This is a genomic window from Novipirellula sp. (assembly GCF_041583735.1).
Classification (GTDB): domain Bacteria; phylum Planctomycetota; class Planctomycetia; order Pirellulales; family Pirellulaceae; genus Novipirellula.
In genome coordinates, this window is record NZ_JBFHFD010000147.1 from 1 (window position 1) to 15,516 (window position 15,516).

At 55.6% G+C, this 15,516-nt stretch carries 15 protein-coding genes, 1 tRNA gene and 1 pseudogene; 9 read left to right on the forward strand and 8 right to left on the reverse strand.

The genetic code is table 11. The features are described from left to right. Positions 1-1,440: phenylalanine--tRNA ligase subunit beta (locus tag ABX962_RS13150; protein ID WP_372720089.1), on the reverse strand; the 1,440-nt coding region annotated here is incomplete at its 3' end. A 272-nt stretch (positions 1,441-1,712) separates the two neighbouring features. Between ABX962_RS13150 and ABX962_RS13155 the strand changes: the two genes are divergently transcribed. The 3 genes from ABX962_RS13155 to ABX962_RS13165 all read left to right on the forward strand — a co-directional run bounded on the left by ABX962_RS13155 (position 1,713) and on the right by ABX962_RS13165 (position 2,530). Then, positions 1,713-1,787, forward strand: a tRNA-Pro gene (locus ABX962_RS13155). A gap of 217 nt (positions 1,788-2,004) precedes the next feature. Beyond that, a complete protein-coding gene (locus tag ABX962_RS13160; protein WP_372720091.1) occupies positions 2,005-2,235 on the forward strand; it encodes a hypothetical protein in 231 nt (76 codons plus the stop codon). A 139-nt stretch (positions 2,236-2,374) separates the two neighbouring features. Further along, complete coding sequence (locus ABX962_RS13165) at positions 2,375-2,530, forward strand: hypothetical protein (protein ID WP_372720093.1); 156 nt, start codon at positions 2,375-2,377, stop codon at positions 2,528-2,530. Between the two features lie 79 nt (positions 2,531-2,609). On the opposite strand, the gene ABX962_RS13170 is transcribed toward ABX962_RS13165, so the two are convergent. The 3 genes from ABX962_RS13170 to ABX962_RS13180 form a co-directional block, all read right to left on the reverse strand. Continuing rightward, positions 2,610-2,897 carry a DUF1330 domain-containing protein gene (locus ABX962_RS13170; RefSeq protein WP_372720095.1) on the reverse strand — a complete coding sequence of 96 codons (288 nt, stop codon included), beginning with the start codon at positions 2,895-2,897 and terminating at the stop codon, positions 2,610-2,612. A 41-nt stretch (positions 2,898-2,938) separates the two neighbouring features. Continuing rightward, positions 2,939-3,694, reverse strand: coding sequence for an SDR family NAD(P)-dependent oxidoreductase (locus ABX962_RS13175; RefSeq protein ID WP_372720097.1), 756 nt, complete (start codon positions 3,692-3,694; stop codon positions 2,939-2,941). Positions 3,695-3,784: 90 nt separating this feature from the next. Then, positions 3,785-4,669 (reverse strand): RNA polymerase sigma factor, encoded by an 885-nt coding sequence (locus tag ABX962_RS13180; protein WP_372720099.1) that lies wholly within the window; start codon positions 4,667-4,669, stop codon positions 3,785-3,787. Positions 4,670-4,915: 246 nt separating this feature from the next. Here ABX962_RS13180 and ABX962_RS13185 point away from each other — a divergent pair, with 246 nt between their 5' ends. After that, positions 4,916-5,761, forward strand: coding sequence for an alpha/beta fold hydrolase (locus ABX962_RS13185; protein WP_372720101.1), 846 nt, complete (start codon positions 4,916-4,918; stop codon positions 5,759-5,761). A gap of 125 nt (positions 5,762-5,886) precedes the next feature. On the opposite strand, the gene ABX962_RS13190 is transcribed toward ABX962_RS13185, so the two are convergent. The 4 genes from ABX962_RS13190 to ABX962_RS13205 all read right to left on the reverse strand — a co-directional run bounded on the left by ABX962_RS13190 (position 5,887) and on the right by ABX962_RS13205 (position 10,972). After that, positions 5,887-6,918, reverse strand: a complete 1,032-nt coding sequence (locus tag ABX962_RS13190; protein ID WP_372720103.1) for a zinc-binding alcohol dehydrogenase family protein — start codon at positions 6,916-6,918, stop codon at positions 5,887-5,889. 84 nt (positions 6,919-7,002) lie between these two features. Beyond that, entirely contained in the window at positions 7,003-8,013 is a 1,011-nt protein-coding gene (locus ABX962_RS13195; RefSeq protein ID WP_372720105.1) for an NAD(P)-dependent alcohol dehydrogenase, read from the reverse strand. A 216-nt stretch (positions 8,014-8,229) separates the two neighbouring features. Continuing rightward, positions 8,230-10,329 (reverse strand): protein kinase, encoded by a 2,100-nt coding sequence (locus tag ABX962_RS13200; protein ID WP_372720107.1) that lies wholly within the window; start codon positions 10,327-10,329, stop codon positions 8,230-8,232. A gap of 16 nt (positions 10,330-10,345) precedes the next feature. After that, positions 10,346-10,972 (reverse strand): sigma-70 family RNA polymerase sigma factor, encoded by a 627-nt coding sequence (locus ABX962_RS13205; RefSeq protein WP_372720109.1) that lies wholly within the window; start codon positions 10,970-10,972, stop codon positions 10,346-10,348. A 140-nt stretch (positions 10,973-11,112) separates the two neighbouring features. Here ABX962_RS13205 and ABX962_RS13210 point away from each other — a divergent pair, with 140 nt between their 5' ends. From ABX962_RS13210 to ABX962_RS13230, 5 genes and pseudogenes are all read left to right on the forward strand, one after another. Further along, positions 11,113-12,048 carry an alpha/beta hydrolase gene (locus ABX962_RS13210; protein WP_372720111.1) on the forward strand — a complete coding sequence of 312 codons (936 nt, stop codon included), beginning with the start codon at positions 11,113-11,115 and terminating at the stop codon, positions 12,046-12,048. Between the two features lie 128 nt (positions 12,049-12,176). Continuing rightward, positions 12,177-12,695 carry a Dps family protein gene (locus tag ABX962_RS13215; protein WP_372720113.1) on the forward strand — a complete coding sequence of 173 codons (519 nt, stop codon included), beginning with the start codon at positions 12,177-12,179 and terminating at the stop codon, positions 12,693-12,695. 9 nt (positions 12,696-12,704) lie between these two features. Then, on the forward strand, positions 12,705-14,138 hold the full coding sequence (locus ABX962_RS13220) for an FAD-dependent oxidoreductase (protein ID WP_372720115.1): 1,434 nt from the start codon (positions 12,705-12,707) through the stop codon (positions 14,136-14,138). 466 nt (positions 14,139-14,604) lie between these two features. Beyond that, positions 14,605-15,126 (forward strand): sigma-70 family RNA polymerase sigma factor, encoded by a 522-nt coding sequence (locus tag ABX962_RS13225; RefSeq protein ID WP_345686982.1) that lies wholly within the window; start codon positions 14,605-14,607, stop codon positions 15,124-15,126. Next, positions 15,123-15,516: pseudogene (locus ABX962_RS13230) on the forward strand (hypothetical protein); the annotation flags it as partial. The gene ABX962_RS13225 and the pseudogene ABX962_RS13230, both read left to right, overlap by 4 nt.

The following is a 15,516-nucleotide window of genomic DNA, read 5'->3' on the forward strand; positions in this document are numbered from 1 at the left end:
CATTGCCAACGAGTATTGTTCGCTCGGCAACGCTTCGTTGCTCTGTTGTGGCAAGTAAATGTGAGCGATCTCGAAAAGATCGGCATGAATGCTGGCCGAAGCCCAGTTGTTCGCACGTCCTTCCAACAGACTTGGGATCAAGGACCGACGCAGCGTACGAGCTCCTTTGAGCATCGCGGTTTCGGTTTTCAACGCCGGCAAATCGGTCCACGGGCTGAGTGATTCGTCAAGCTTGTTCGTCACAACGCTTGGCGTCATCGCTTCGGAGAATCCCGCACTGGTCATCACCGATCGAACGCGTTCCATCGCGACATCAAAGTCACGTTTGCTGCTCGGCGCGACGGCAATCGGAGCATCCTCGGGAATGTTTTCGTAACCATGAATCCGTGCGACCTCTTCGATCAAATCGGCCTCGCGTCCCAAGTCGTGTCGCCACGATGGTGGTACATACGTGTCGCTACCGATTTCGGATTCACAGCCGAGCTTGACCAAGATTCGCTCGATCTCTTTGCGATCGATTTTGATCCCCAGCACACGTTCGACCTGGCTCAGCCGCAGCGTGACGGGCGGGTTCGGTGTGATCTCGGGCGCGGTATCGATCACGCCTGCGGCCAATTTTCCGCCCGCGGTTTCCAGGATCAATTGGCAAACTCGGCGGCTCGCCCAATCGACGCCGACGGGATCGACGCGTCGTTCGAATCGGTAGGACGACGGACTTTGCAATTTCAATTTGCGAGCCGCACGACGGACCATCAGCGGTGTAAAGATAGCCGCTTCGATCACCAGATCGGTTGTCGTGTCATCGACTTCGGAAACGGCACCTCCCATCACGCCGGCGACCGCTTGAGCTTCCTTGGCGTCCGCGATCACGCACATTGCTTCGTCGAGTTCGTAGTTACGATGGTCAATCGCCTCGATTGTCTCTTTTTCTGCGGCTCGGCGGACAATCACTTTTTGCTCCGCGATTTTGGCGTAATCGAACGCATGCAGCGGCTGGCCACATTCCATCATCACGTAGTTCGTGGCGTCGACGACGTTGTTGACCACACCGATGCCGACCGCTTTGAGTGCCGTGGCCATCCACTCGGGGCTCGGGCCGACTTTGATCCCTTGGATCACGCGGGCGGTGTAGCGAGGGCAAGCCTCGGTGTAGCGGTTTTCGACGCTCAGCAGCGATTCGATTTTCGGACCCGCTTCGCTGAGTTCGATTTCGGGCGTTTTGACGCTCAAGTCGTACAAAACGCCGATTTCGCGAGCCACGCCGAGGTGACCGAGACAATCGCCACGGTTGCTGGTCACTTCCAGATCGATCACGACATCGCCATCGACCGTGGTGGTTTCTTCGTGGTTCAGCCCTGACAAACTCAGGCGGAGAGCCAATTCTTCGTGGCTCATCGGCAGATCGAGGTAGCGAGAGAGCCAATTCCAAGAAACGAGCATCGTGGCAGCTGTGGGGTAACAGGGGAAATGGGAGCGAACGAGACAGGCAATAGATTATCCAATGGGACGATTTCGCAAAACCGAGTGTCGCGTTTTCCTGTTTTAGCGTCTGTCCGATGAGCGGCATTTCAGAATTTGGCTTCCGGCTCAATCCGGGCTAGCGAGAGCGAGCGGATTGGATTAGCATCTTCAGAACGTTGATTCAAACGTCCCAAAAGCGAAGAGAAAGACGATGGTCTTCCCCACGTTTGAGGGGTGTTTCTGACGAATCACGGGCCGTAGCGAAGCCTGGATATCGCGCCACACTGGGGGTGTGGAGATCGCTGGTTCAAATCCAGTCGGCCCGACTACTTGAAACGTCGTAAGTCCTTTTTTGATAAGGGTTTGCGACGTTTTTTTATTTGTGCAATGCGTTGGAGAAAGAACCTTGTGCAAATCTTCTGTGCAAAACAGGGTGGGTACACGGAACGTGTACAAGAAGCCTTATACAGAAATGGCCTAAATACCAGTTCATCTTCGTCAGGCGAATTTGCAAGACTCGACCCGTAGCGAAGCAATCCATCCATGTCTAAACGCAAGAAAAACGAAGCTGAGCTAAAGGCAAAAAAAGACTTTGATGTCGAGCTAAACAATTCCGGTTACGGTGCAGAACCTCTCATTGAACACCCGTCTGACCTAGAAAATATGCTAGATCGAGACAAGGGGCGTGAGAGAACTCAAGAAACCCGCAGACTAAGACGCTCCATCGCTGACAGTCACGGAAAGTTTCAAGATGGTAAAGACACCGCTGAATGAGGCGAACTGGCTCCTTCTCGGACAATTTTATCCAGCGGGCTTTTCTGGTCGATGTGCCCGCGTTGGGCCGTTGGGGTGTGATGATTCCAACAGGATACGCCACTTTTCTAAAACACGACTTTTAAGCATCTCTCACTGCATGAACGACTGTGTTCGCTGGAGTTTGAAAGCGGTCAGTTTGTCTTCGATGCTTCCCGCCGACGATGCTTCCCGCCAACTCTGGTCGGTGGATTCGAACGAAGCAGGTTTGGCAATTCCTCGTCCACTGAAATCGATATGGTCGCCGGCACTTTAAATGTTTGTGAGGCGGTTCCAACCAACCTCGGTCTAAATCAAAAGGGTGCTCCTCAGATCTCAGGGGTTAGTCCTGCGGGTTACACCCCCTCTACAACGAGACCGCGGTAAACGGCACCGCGGAAACGATGCTGAGCCGCTTCCTGGTAGGCTGGGCTGTCGTACCATGCGCGTGCTTCTTCTACCGTTGGAAACTCGGCGATGACGACGCCTTCGACGTCTGGCCCCTCCAACGTCACATGAGGGCCGTATGCGGCCAGCGCTCTGATCGGCTGGCCCTCCATCGCGGCAGGTGCTTTCTGCCAGTACGTCTCCAACTCTGACTTGTCGATCGTCTTTTCACGGATGAACACGATGTAAGCTGACATGGTGGCTCCTTTAATGATTTGAAATAGCTTATCGGCAATGATTATCGAAGGCCGCCGGATGCCAGGATGACCTCGCCCGTCAGCCAGCCAGAGTCATCGGACGCGAGGAAGGTGACGACCTTTGAGATATCTGACGGTGTTCCAATGCGGCCGAGCGGTGTCATCGCGACCAATTGTCGTTCGAACTCGCTGCCGGCACCATACAATCCAGCTGACTTCGTCCCCTCACTTAACGTTGCGCCCGGATTAACCGAGTTGACTCGGATCCCGCGGGGGGCCAATTCTTTGGCCAGCACTCTTGTTATCGCATCGAGCGCACTCTTGCTGGCCGCGTAAATCGAATAGCCGGGCGGACACATTTGCGAGGCACCCGAACCGATGTTAACAATACTGCCGCCATTAGGCCCGAAGAAGTTGAGCGATTCGCGGATCACTGTCATGGGGCCGAGCACGTTTGTATTGAATTCCCGGTGGAACTCTGGCTCGGTGAACTCCTCGAGTCGCATCGTTTGGTAGACTCCCGCGTTGTTCACCACGATGTCGATAGGGCCGAAGGCGTCCGTGACTTCGGTAACCATTCGACGGACGTCCTCCGAATTCGACACGTCGGCCTGAATTGCAATGGCGTGTCCGCCCTCGCCTATAATCTCCTGCACGACGGCATCCGCACCGTTTTTATCCAGGGCGTAGTTAACGGCAACGGTCGCCCCTGCCACAGCCAGGTCTTTGGCAATGCCCGCCCCGATCCCCTTCGATCCACCTGTGACCAGAGCCACCCGCTTGTTCAATAACAACATGACTTGCGTCCTCACCACTAGAAAAAATCCGTCTCACAATGGCATAGACACGATGAAGAAAGCACTGTGACAAGCATCGAGCAGATTTTTTCAGTTTAGTTTTAGGGTCTCGCGAACCTCTGGAAGATCCAGCAAATGCCGAAGCCACCCAGCCTGCTTCGTAGGCTCGAGGAATGGGTGGTCACGAAAGATGGCGGCGAAAGAACGGTCGGCCACATCGTCGATCTCGCGAGCGGTGCTTGCGGCTGCCTCCTGGATCCGCTGGACGTGACGAGCGGCGAAAAGTAGGTTTCTAGGGTCGACGTGCCCTGCTTCGATGAATCCTTTTGTCTTCTTGGGACAGCGGCAAGGATTACTCGCATTGACGAGGCCGCATTGATGATTCATGAACTGGTACAGTTCACGACGGGCGCGGGCGAGACATTGGCGGAAGTTGTCGGCCGTCATTTCCATGACTTCGCTGCCGACGGTGTCGCTCGCCCCAATGATTTCCCCGAGCGTAAAGATCAGTCGCTGTCGTCGATCCAGGCAAAGTAGCATTCCCATGGTGCAGGCAAATTTGGCTTCCTCGATCAATAGCGGCACTTCCACCGGCACGTTTTTAGGATCGGGTAAGTCGAGATCTGGAGTGCTGTTAATAGCATCGGCGTAAGTGGAGAAAGTTAAGGACGTTGTTTCGCCGCCGCGGCGTTTCATGTTGAGAACGTGATTCGCCGTAATGCGGTAGAGCCACGTCCGGAAGCTGCTGTCGCCACAAAACGTGCTGAGTCGCGTAACGACCTTGAGCAGTACTTCCTGCGTCACTTCTTCCGCGTCCTGTGGAGTGAAGACCATTCGCACAGCAATGTTGTAAATCCATGCTTGATGCCGCAGAATCAACTTTTCGAGTGACGTACGATCACCGTTGTTGGCTTGGCAAACCAAGTCGGCGTCCTCAGAATCATCGTCCGCGACTTCTGTAAAAGGATTGTGCATGGAAGGACCTCATCGGATGCTGGTTCCGGCCATTCTAAGCGAAGGCAGTTCGTACTGCTGACTTAGACACATCTCAGGAGAGACTGTGACAGCATGGAAGCGAGAATCTAACCCGCTGATCTCAATCGTTGCCGCGTCTGTCCATCTGCCACGCTTAGAATGACGGCAGAGAGTCAAAGCCAGCAATTCGCTTTGGCTTTGTTGGCTGATTTGTATTTCAATTCACTTTAACCAAGGGACGGATCAATGAGCTTTGTTACGAGCACCGATGGCGCAAACATCTTTTACAAAGACTGGGGAAATCCCGGCGATCAGCCTATCGTCTTTCATCACGGCTGGCCGCTAAGCTCCGATGATTGGGATTCTCAATTGTTGTACTTCCTGTCCAAAGGCTATCGCGTTATCGCGCATGATCGTCGCGGCCATGGGCGATCCAGTCAGGTTGGCGATGGACATGACATGAATCATTATGCCGCCGACGTAGCCGCAGTGGTCAAACACTTGGATCTGCGAGACGCCGTTCATATTGGCCACTCAACGGGAGGCGGCGAGGCGGCTCGTTATGTTGCCAGACATGCTGACGGACGTGTTGCAAAACTTGTGCTCATTGGCGCCGTTCCGCCGCTGATGGTGAAAACGCAGAACAACCCAGGTGGACTGCCGATGGAGGTGTTTGATGGCTTCCGTGAGCAGTTACTGGCCAACCGGGCGCAATTCTACTGGGACGTTGCCAGCGGGCCTTTCTACGGTTTCAACCGCCAAGACGTGACTCCCTTACGACCTGTGATAGAGAACTGGTGGCGTCAAGGAATGATGGGCGGAGCGAAAGCCCATTATGACGGTATCAAAGCTTTCTCGGAGACAGACTTCAGCGACGACCTGAAGACGATCGACGTGCCAACGCTTGTCATGCATGGTGATGATGACCAAATCGTGCCGATCGGCGCGTCCGCGTTGCTCTCCGCAAAACTTCTGAACAAGGGGACTCTCAAAATCTATGAGAAGTTTTCACACGGAATGTGCACAACAAATGCTGACGTCATTAACGCGGATCTACTCGCTTTCATTCAGGACGAATCAATCGGCACTTGAGCCGATGCAGTAACACACTTGCCCCAACTCGTCGTGTTTTACTAGCAGCGGTTTGAAGACTGAGAGCCGCTGCTGATTGAGTTTGTTTTCGTCAGAGCAATCCTTTTGCCGGATTGCCGGACGCACTACTGGCGCAGTGCGGTCTCCCACCCTTCCAGGACGGTTTTCCCAATACTTCGTCCTGTTTCGATCAGGCGATGCGCCGCGCGTAGATTGTCAGCAGAGATGGGGCTTATCACTCGATTAACCGTACTGCGAAGCAGCCCTTGATCGACCCACTCGGCGATCTGATTCAGTAGCCGGTGTTGCTGATCCATGTCATGGGTATGGAACATTGATCGGGTAAACATGAACTCCCACGCATGCTTTGCCGACTTGGCCTTCATGACGTCTTGGCGCAATGGCCCTTTGTTCTCCACGATGGTAACAATCGTGCCTTGAGGCCGTATCAAATCGGTAGCCGCGTCCCAATGCCCGTCGGTGTCGTTGAACAAGGCGATGTAGTCGAGATGTCGCAGGCCAATCGCTTCGAGCTGTGGTCGCAACGGTTCCCGGTGGTTGACGGCATGATCGGCCCCCAGCTCGGTCACCCATCGCACGGACTCGGGCCTAGAGGCGGTCGCCACGACATTCAGTTTCGCAATCTTTGCGAGCTGAATCGCGATTGAGCCGACACCGCCAGCGCCGCCTACAATCAGCAGGCTCGGCCGCCTCTTTTCGCCATCCGGGGCGAGTCCGAGACGCTCAAACAAGGCTTCGTAGGCCGTGATTGCGGTCAATGGCAAAGCTGCGGCCTGTGCAAAATCAAGCGACGAAGGTTTGCGGCCGACGATCCGTTCATCGACGAGTTGCATCTGGGAATTGCAGCCCGGGCGAGTGATGTCTCCGGCATAGAAAACCGCGTCGCCGGGCTGAAACAAGGTAACCTCAGGCCCGATCTCCAAGACGATCCCAGCTGCATCCCATCCGAGTACACGCGGCGCCGCCTCCACCCTTTCTTTAGGAGCTCGCACCTTGGCGTCGACAGGGTTGACCGCGATTGCTTGGATATCGACGAGGAGATCACGCCCTTTGGGAACTGGTTTTTCGAGGTCGACGTCAACCAATGATTCGGGATCATCAATTGGCAGATAGCGTGTGAGGGCAATTGCTTTCATGGTTGTTCGAATGGGAAGAAGGGATAGTGGATCAAACCGGTGAAGGGCATGCGTTGCACGTTGCGTCAGGCTAGACGTTGGATGTCAAAAGTCCGCGTCGAGCACGATGCGGTAGCGGGCTTTGCCGGCTGCCAAGTGCTCCATCGCCTCGTTCACCCGGCTCATCGGAAAATGCTCGGTCTGGGGGGCAAGGCGATGCCTAGCGGCAAAGTCAAGCATGTGCGCGATGTCGGTTGGTGAACCCGTCGGAGAACTGGATACGGCCCGTTGTCCCATCAGAAGCGAAAACACGTCGACGGGGATGGGTTCTGGGACGGCGCCCACGACGTGCAATCGGCCGCGGGGCGCGAGTGCTCCGATCAGCGCTGGCCAGTCCAGAGGGACTGCAACCGTGACAATCAGCAGGTCGAAATACCCGGCGAGTCTCGCAAACGACTGAGAATCTCGGCTCGATGCCACGTGGTGAGCGCCCAACTTGCGGGCCTCGTTAAACTTGCTTTCGCTGGAGGTAAATGCGGTCACTTCGCACCCGTAGGCGGAAGCAAACTTGACCCCCAGGTGCCCCAGGCCGCCAATTCCCACAATGCCGACTCGATGGGTGGGCTTGGCGTACAGTGCCAGCGGGTTGAAGACCGTGATACCGCCACAGAACAAGGGACCTGCGTCTTCTGCGGCCAAGCCCTCAGGCAATGGGATGGTCCAGGCCCAGTGGGCTCTTACTCGGCCCGAGAATCCACCGCGGTGTCCTACGATGGTTCCCTGGGCTTGCGCGCACAGGTGTTGATCTCCCGACATGCATTGGCGGCAATGCATGCAGCTGCTTGCCGTCCAACCGATTCCGACACGTTGACCGACCTTGAGTCCTTTCGCAGCACTTCCCACCTCCACAACCCGACCAACCACCTCGTGGCCGAGCACTGCGGGGTAGTGCGTCATGCCCCACTCATTGTTCAACATGGAAAGGTCGGAATGGCAAATCCCACAATGCTCGACCTCAACCTCGATTTCTTCGGATCCCAACTTTTCAAACTCGATTTCCTGGCGAGTCAAAGGTTGATTGGCAGCGGTGGCAACCCACGCTTCGGTTTTCGTCATGGTAGTTCTCTCCGTTCCTGTAGCGATGTAATCAAGATCGCTCCCAGTGTCGATCTCGTCTCTGGCTTACTTAGCGGAAGGAGTGGACACCCCCAAAAGTCCGCGAAAAAGTACGGAAAGCGGAGGCCGCTAAACGCGAAGCACGCCGCACAGGTGACGACTGGTCGGACGGTCTGCGGATTGGAGAAGCTCAAAATCGCGTCCCCACAGCCGCAGTTAGCCGCTCCACGAATACTCAGGGGCAACTTCCTGATAAACTCGAGAGACAGCTTCCACGAGCTCAAGGAACCAAAGCCTGGCAAGATATGTTTGAGCGATCTCGGAATTGGGATTGAGCAAAAGAGCCTTTTCCAGCGACTCGCGTGCTTCGTCGTATCTGCCGAGCGAAAGCAGGGTCGCCCCTAGCTTCGTGTGCGCCGCAGGGATATTGGGAGAAATCGCCACGGTTGCTTGTAGAAAGCGAATCGACTCGTCGGGTGACTTGCTTCTTAGTGCATCTGCCAGCACCATGTTGGCAAGAAAATCGTCAGGTCTTTCACGTTGGATCTTCCGTCGGAACGAAAGTGAGTCGATCCCTACGGCGTCCATCCGATCCGCAAGCAGACATAGCAGCTCAACCGAAACCTTCCCGTCGAAGTTTGTTTTCGAAAGCGATAAAAGTTCCTGGGGGTCAGTCCAATTTGCCGAGGTTCTTGCTCGACCGCGCCATCCCCGAGGATCAGGGTCTGCAATCCTTGTAATCTCCAACAACCACTCACGACGGTCCAGATCCTCTGTGCTTGCGGCCCAGTCGTCCATCGCAGCCAGAAGAGCCGAGCTAGTGTCCATTAGACGAATGCGCGCGGCAACATCGTGGGGAGTGTCGGAAGTTGCGGCTAGCCCAACATTTTGGAAGAGTTTCTCGTAGCGATATTCCGCTTCGCGATTGGTTTGAGCGGAAAGACCGAGCATCTTGCACGCAGAGGCTCGCCGGATCGTGACCAAACCCAAATCTTCGACTAACTTCAAATGATTCAACGCGGTGTCAATTCGCGCTCGGAGATCTACAAATCCTCCGTCCCCTAGTTGCCCCAAGATCGCATGAGCTTCGGAAAACCGTTCGGAACGCATCAATTCCAGGCCGGATTCAAGTCGCGCGGTGAGGCGGGCTTTCTCGGCTCGACGACCCGCAGCGAGTGTGACCTCACGCGCGCCCTCGACGGCGAGCAAACAGAGAATCGCGGCGCATGTGAAGAACAATGCGGCGAGAGATGGATTTCGTCGTCCCCAACGCACCATGCGGTGGGCTCTGCCTAATGGTCTGGCGTGAATTGGCTCGTGACGCAGAAACCTCTCTACGTCGGCAGCAAGGTCAGCCGCAGTGGCATAGCGTCGCTGTGGATCTTTCTCAAGACACTTCAGGCAAATTGTGTCCAGATCGCGAGGCGTCTTGGGATTCAGCTTCGAAGGAGGAGGGGCTTGTTCATTGAGCAACCGTCTCTCGATCTCGGCAAAGCTTGAGGCTCGAAATGGGGGGCGACCCGTGAGCATCTCGTAGAGCAGTGCGCCCAATGCGTAAATGTCCACCGAGGGAGTGAGCGCCGCGCCGAGAACCTGCTCGGGCGCCATGTAGCTAGGAGTTCCCATTCGTGCTCCCGTTCGGGTGAGCGTAGATGCGTCATCCACGGTTCGCGCAAGACCGAAATCAGTAATTCTCAGTTCGCCATCGGCTGTCAGCAGAATGTTGGCAGGTTTGAGGTCTCGATGAATAATCCCCAACGCGTGAGCCGCCTGCACCGCGGCCGCGATGGTCGCAATCACCTTGGCCGGGTCGCGAACCGAATGCGGTGTACTCGCAAACCGCTCCCCTAACGTCCCCCCATCCACATATTCCATGGTGTAAAAGGGACGCCCTTCCACTTGGCCCACGTCATAGATTTGGACGATATTGGGGTGATGGAGTGCCGCGAGTGCCTCCGCTTCCCGCATGAATCGCGCCAGTTCTAGCTGGCTAGCGTAGCAGCCAACCAGTAGCATCTTTAAGGCGACGGAACGATGGAGGCTGAGCTGAGTCGCCTTGTAGACCACGCCCATCCCGCCTCGGCCGAGTACTTCTTCGATTTCGTAACCTGGAACGGTTGGCAGCGATGATCCCGGTAGAAAAGTCGCGGCAGCACGTTCCCTGGATGGAAAAAGCGAATCAATCTGTAAAGCAATGTCGCGGATCTGTTTCAGTCGAGCTTCCACCGCAGGCAGCAGGCTCGTGTCGAAGCGACAAGCCTCTTTCGCCGAGATTTCGAACTCTAGAATTTGCTCAACGAGCTCTTCTACTCTCACGTCGTCTTGATGGCCATTAGACTTCATGAGACGACGGTGTCATGGGATCAAGGTCGCTGAGTTTAGTCGAGAGCAGCATCAGACTTCGATTTAGACGCCGCTGAATCGTCTTGGTAGAGACTCCGACAAGTTCTGCCACCTCGACGTGGCTCATTCCCTGCACACGTACCAAGCTAAACGTCTCACGTTCCGCCTCGGGCAGTTCTTCGATCGCCTGGAAAATGCGTTGAGCGTTGCTGCTTAATTGTGAGCCGCTCGACTCCGGCGAAGCGACGAGTCCTTCTTGCAATTCGATCGCTGCCGATTGTCCATCCAATTGACGCGCAAGGTCATTTAGCTCCCAACGTATGTGCTTGTTTGCAAGCGCAAAAAACTGGCGAACTGTCTTGGGTCTTACTTCCGTAAGCGCTCGTAGCAAGCGGTTGACGACCGCGCTAAGCAGTTCTTCGGTTTGCAAATTGAGCGGCGGAGACATCAGGCGAGGATAGCTTCTAGACAATAGCGATCCACTGAGCAGCTGCAGTCGTATAGCGGAGCGTGCAATGAGCTCGCGGACGATTGGGTCCACAGGAGCATCACCCTCAAGCTGGGCAAGCTCTTCAAGGTAGTGCTGAACAGCCAAGGTCGTGCGATCGTCGTCCATACCTGGAGCCCTTTAAATCTCGACTTTCACCAAGCGAACGTAAGTATAAGTACCTGCTGGGGGTTGTGGAAAGCTCCCTGACCGACGGGGGTGATCCAACGAATATTCAGTCGCTGACAGGTGTCCACCTTCCACGCTCAATGAGAGAGAGCAACAGTCCCTTTCTCAAGCAACAGCGACTCAACGTGTCTCCGCAAGCCTGCACAATCGTCCTCATTCACGGCCTCTGGCTCTCGCCGCAGAGTCTTGAACGCTTTGAAGAATACTACCGCTCGCGGGGGTACAACGTTCTTGTCCCCGCTTGGCCTCGGTTTGGTGAGACGGTCGTGGAAACACGTCAGCGGGGAACGTCGATAGCCGGCTTGGGCACGGCCGAAATCTTCGAGCACTACGAGCGTTTACTCGAGACACTCGACACCCCGGTGGTCCTGATAGGACATTCCTTTGGCGGCCTCGTGGTGCAGTTGCTGTTGGACCGTGGTTGGGGCGGCGCGGGGGTAGCCATCGCTGCACCTGCGCCAAAAGGAGTGTGGCGGTATACGCTCGTACAACTCCGTGCGATCAGACCTGTGGTACTCAATCTGTTCCACTACGGGCGTGTGGTATCCCTGTCATCGGACCAGTTCCGAAATAGGGTAGCCAATACGATGAGCGACTTCGAAGCTGCAGAGTTCTTTGATCGATATGTGCTGCCGGCGCCTGCCCGCGTGCTGTTCGAGCTGGCTTTGTCCAATCTGGACCCCCGCTCACCACTCTACCTGAATTTTGCTAACCACGAACGAGCGCCGTTGTTACTGGTTTCCGGTAGCGACGATCTTCTGGTCCCAAACACGATTACTCGACGCGTCTTACGACGCCATGCTTGCTCGAACTCCGTGACCGATTTCAAAGAGTTTCCCGGCCGCTCTCATTTGATGGTTGCCGAGCAAGGCTGGGAAGAAGTGGCATCCTACACGCTCGCTTGGGCAGTTTCCCAAAGCAAGCGACGGAGTGAATACCGATTGACGGATTCCAAACAACACTCCGCTGCAACGTTTCCATCCCCGTTTCCGAATAACCATGGAGAAACACGATGAACGCCTCGCGTCTGCCCAGTATCGACCCCGCCCACAACGAGGCCTGCGAGCTAAGTGCTCATTTTCAGTAGCAACAGGAGACGACTAAGTGTAGCGCTCCTTCGTAACCCTTAATTCAGGAGATCTCCATGACCGGTCCAGTCATTCCGGCGACCACCAGCCAAAATCTCGGATCGAACATCACGTATTCCGGCAGCGAAGATGACCGAGCCGCCGTGACGATGGAAGAGCTTCGGCGACTCCTAGCCGACGTTTTCGCACTTCATCTCAAGACGAAGGCGTTTCATTGGCACGTCAACGGCCCCCATTTCCGCGACTACCATCTGCTTTTCGACGATCAGGCGACACAGTTGTTTGCGATGACAGACCCCATCGCTGAACGCCTGCGGAAGCTCAGTGCAGATGCGATCTGGTCGATCAGCGAAGTGACGCGATTGCAACGGCTAGAGGATTGCCGTTTAGAAAAGCGATCTGCAGAGCTGATGCTCCGTGAACTTCTCGATGACAACAAACGGCTGGGCGAGTCACTGCGCAAGACTCACGCATTGTGCGATCGCCAGGCCGACGTCGCCACGGCGAGTTTGTTGGAAAATTGGATCGATGAAACCGACGAACGTATCTGGTACTTATCCGAAACCCTACGCTAGGAACTTAAAATGAGCATAAGAAAAGAGCACTATCGCAATGTGGTCATTGGTAGCGGCGAAGCGGGCAAGTTCCTGGCTTGGAATCTTGCCGGTCAAGGTGAACCGACGATTGTCGTCGAGCGTGGCGCACTGGGCGGTGCCTGCCCAAACGTGGCGTGCTTGCCGAGCAAGAACGTGATTCACAGCGCGAGAGTCGCCTCTCTGCTGCGCCGCGGCGGGGAGTATGGGATTTCGACCAGCGACGTGTCAATCGACATGCAAGGCGTACTGGGCCGCAAGGAGAGCATGATCGACGGGCTTGCTGATCTGCACATCGAGCGATTTGACGCCAGTGGCGCTGAGGTTGTCTTTGGGGAAGGACGATTTGTCGAAGAGCGGACGATCGCCGTCGATTTGCGGTCGGGTGGAACGCGGATTCTTCGCGGCGAGCGGGTCTTCATTGCAGTCGGAACGCGAGCAAAGCTGCCGCCTATTCCCGGACTGGCCGAGACCAACCCGATGACTCATGTCGAGATGCTAAACCTCCAACGTCTGCCGGAACACCTCGTTGTGGTTGGCGGGGGCTATGTCGGTCTGGAGTTCGCCCAGGCGATGAGACGTTTTGGAAGTCGCGTAACGATCCTCGAACGGGGCCCCCGTCTGCTACATCGAGAAGACGAGGATGTCTCCGAAATGATGGCCGGCTTGATGCGAGATGAGGGAATTGATGTCCTCTGCAACGTACAACTGGTTCATGCCGATGGACGCTGTGGACAGCAGGTTCGGGTCGCGTTTCACATTGGCGATGACACACAAATCGATACTCTCACCGCGAACGACCTTCTCGTCGCAGCTGGAAGAACCCCTAACACCGACCGGCTGGACGCCTCGCAAGGAGGAATCGAGCTTGACGCAGAAGGCTACATTCGCGTGAACGATCGGCTTGAGACGACGGCAAAAGGCGTGTGGGCATTGGGCGAGGTGGCGGGAAGCCCAAAATTCACTCATGTGAGCTACGACGACTTCCGCGTGGTCCGCGAAAACCTTGCAGGTGGCAACCGCACGACCACCGAACGCTTGATCCCTTCGGTGATGTTCACTGACCCGCAACTCGCTCGCGTGGGACTGAGCGAAACGGAGACGCAACATCTTGGCATCGACTATCGATTGGCAAAGATCCCCATGTCGGCTGTGCTACGCACCCGTACGCTTTCCGAGACTCGAGGTTTCGCAAAAGCACTTGTGGGAGAGGATGATCGCTTGCTGGGGTTCACGGCATTTGGAGTGGAAGCAAGCGAGATGCTGGCGGCGGTACAAACCGCGATGTTGGCACGGGTACCTTACACCCTGCTGAGGGACGCGATATTCGCGCATCCCACAATAGCGGAAGGTTTGGGAGTTTTGTTATCCGAACTGCCGAAATCCCGGCCGATGGTCGTAAAGGACACTGAAGTCTCGGTCTAGACTGCGTCGACGGCTAGTGTTACTCGAGTGGGCTTCGAGCAGCGAGCATCTCATATCTGACGTCTGAGAAACCACCGCGGTCACTTTGGCACTTTCATTGGCTCGCGGGCGATAGGAACCCCTGCAGATGTCGCCGTAAGTGCTTTTGCAGGAACGCCTGATCCGTCCGGCATGGCGCCAACGCCGCAAGCGAAAAGTTTTATTGACGTCGCATCGTCCTAACCTGTTTACAGGAAAGGGGTTACGTGTTTGTTTCCCCGCTGCCATTGCGTGGGCGACGACCATGCTCTGCCGCGTGTCCTGCCAATCGAGCCAAGTCGATTCCCGGGGTCTCCTGTGACAAACGAGCAGTGGACGAGAGACTCGAGCTGGTCATTTGCGACAATATTGGAAAAAAGTCGGTCATGAATTCGACCATTCGGATAAGTAAGAGTGTGAGACTTTTACTTTTCAATGGAGATCAAGTGTGGACGAAACAGCCCGACAAGCCGCCCGGCAATGGACGCTGGCTCAGCCTGCGGTATCGGCATTCGTGACGTCCATGGTTCGCGATTTTCGTGATCGTGATGATGTGCTTCAGGACATCGCCGTGGCCGTCATCGAATCCTATGCGTCTTACGATCCTGCCCACCCGTTTGTCGCTTGGGCGATTGGCGTCGCCCGCAATCAGGTGGGGATTTATCTGCGAAGTCGGCGGCGAGATCGGTTGGTTTTTGACGATGATACCGCTGCTTGTCTTGCCGTGGCGATTGATGAAGTCGCGAAAGAGAAATCACTGCAACTTGACTTCTTACAGGATTGTCTCGGTGGACTCGAGGGGCGAGCCCAACGTTTGTTCGAGTTGCGATACCAGAGAGACATGAAACCGGCTGCGATCGCAGATCGCGTTGGCATGACCGCCAACTCGGTCGCCAAGGCATTGCAACGAGTTCGCGATCAACTAAGAGAATGTGTCCAGCGAAAAAGCTTGGAGGCTGGCGTTCAATGAACTCGGACATGCGAGATTTGATTGACGGATACCTCGACGATTTGCTGTCCCAGCAGCAACTGCAGCAACTGAGCCAGTGGATCCAATCGGATCCGCTGCATGCCCGACAGTTTGCCTCGGAATTGATGCTGCATGACCGGCTGCGTAATGAATTGATGACGCAGAGCGAACTGGCGGCTTTGGATCAATGCGAACCACGAGTGCAGTTGCAGTCAAATGCCTCTGCAGACCAATGGTGGAAACGTGCCCCGATTGCATTGGCGACGACCGCGTGCGTTGTGTTGCTCGGCACCTTTTTGTTTTGGCACTCCTGGAGTGCTCCTACTGCATCCGCGGCGGGATTGGAGCTGGACCGAATTATGAAAGCCAATGCTCGATCATTGGATCGCA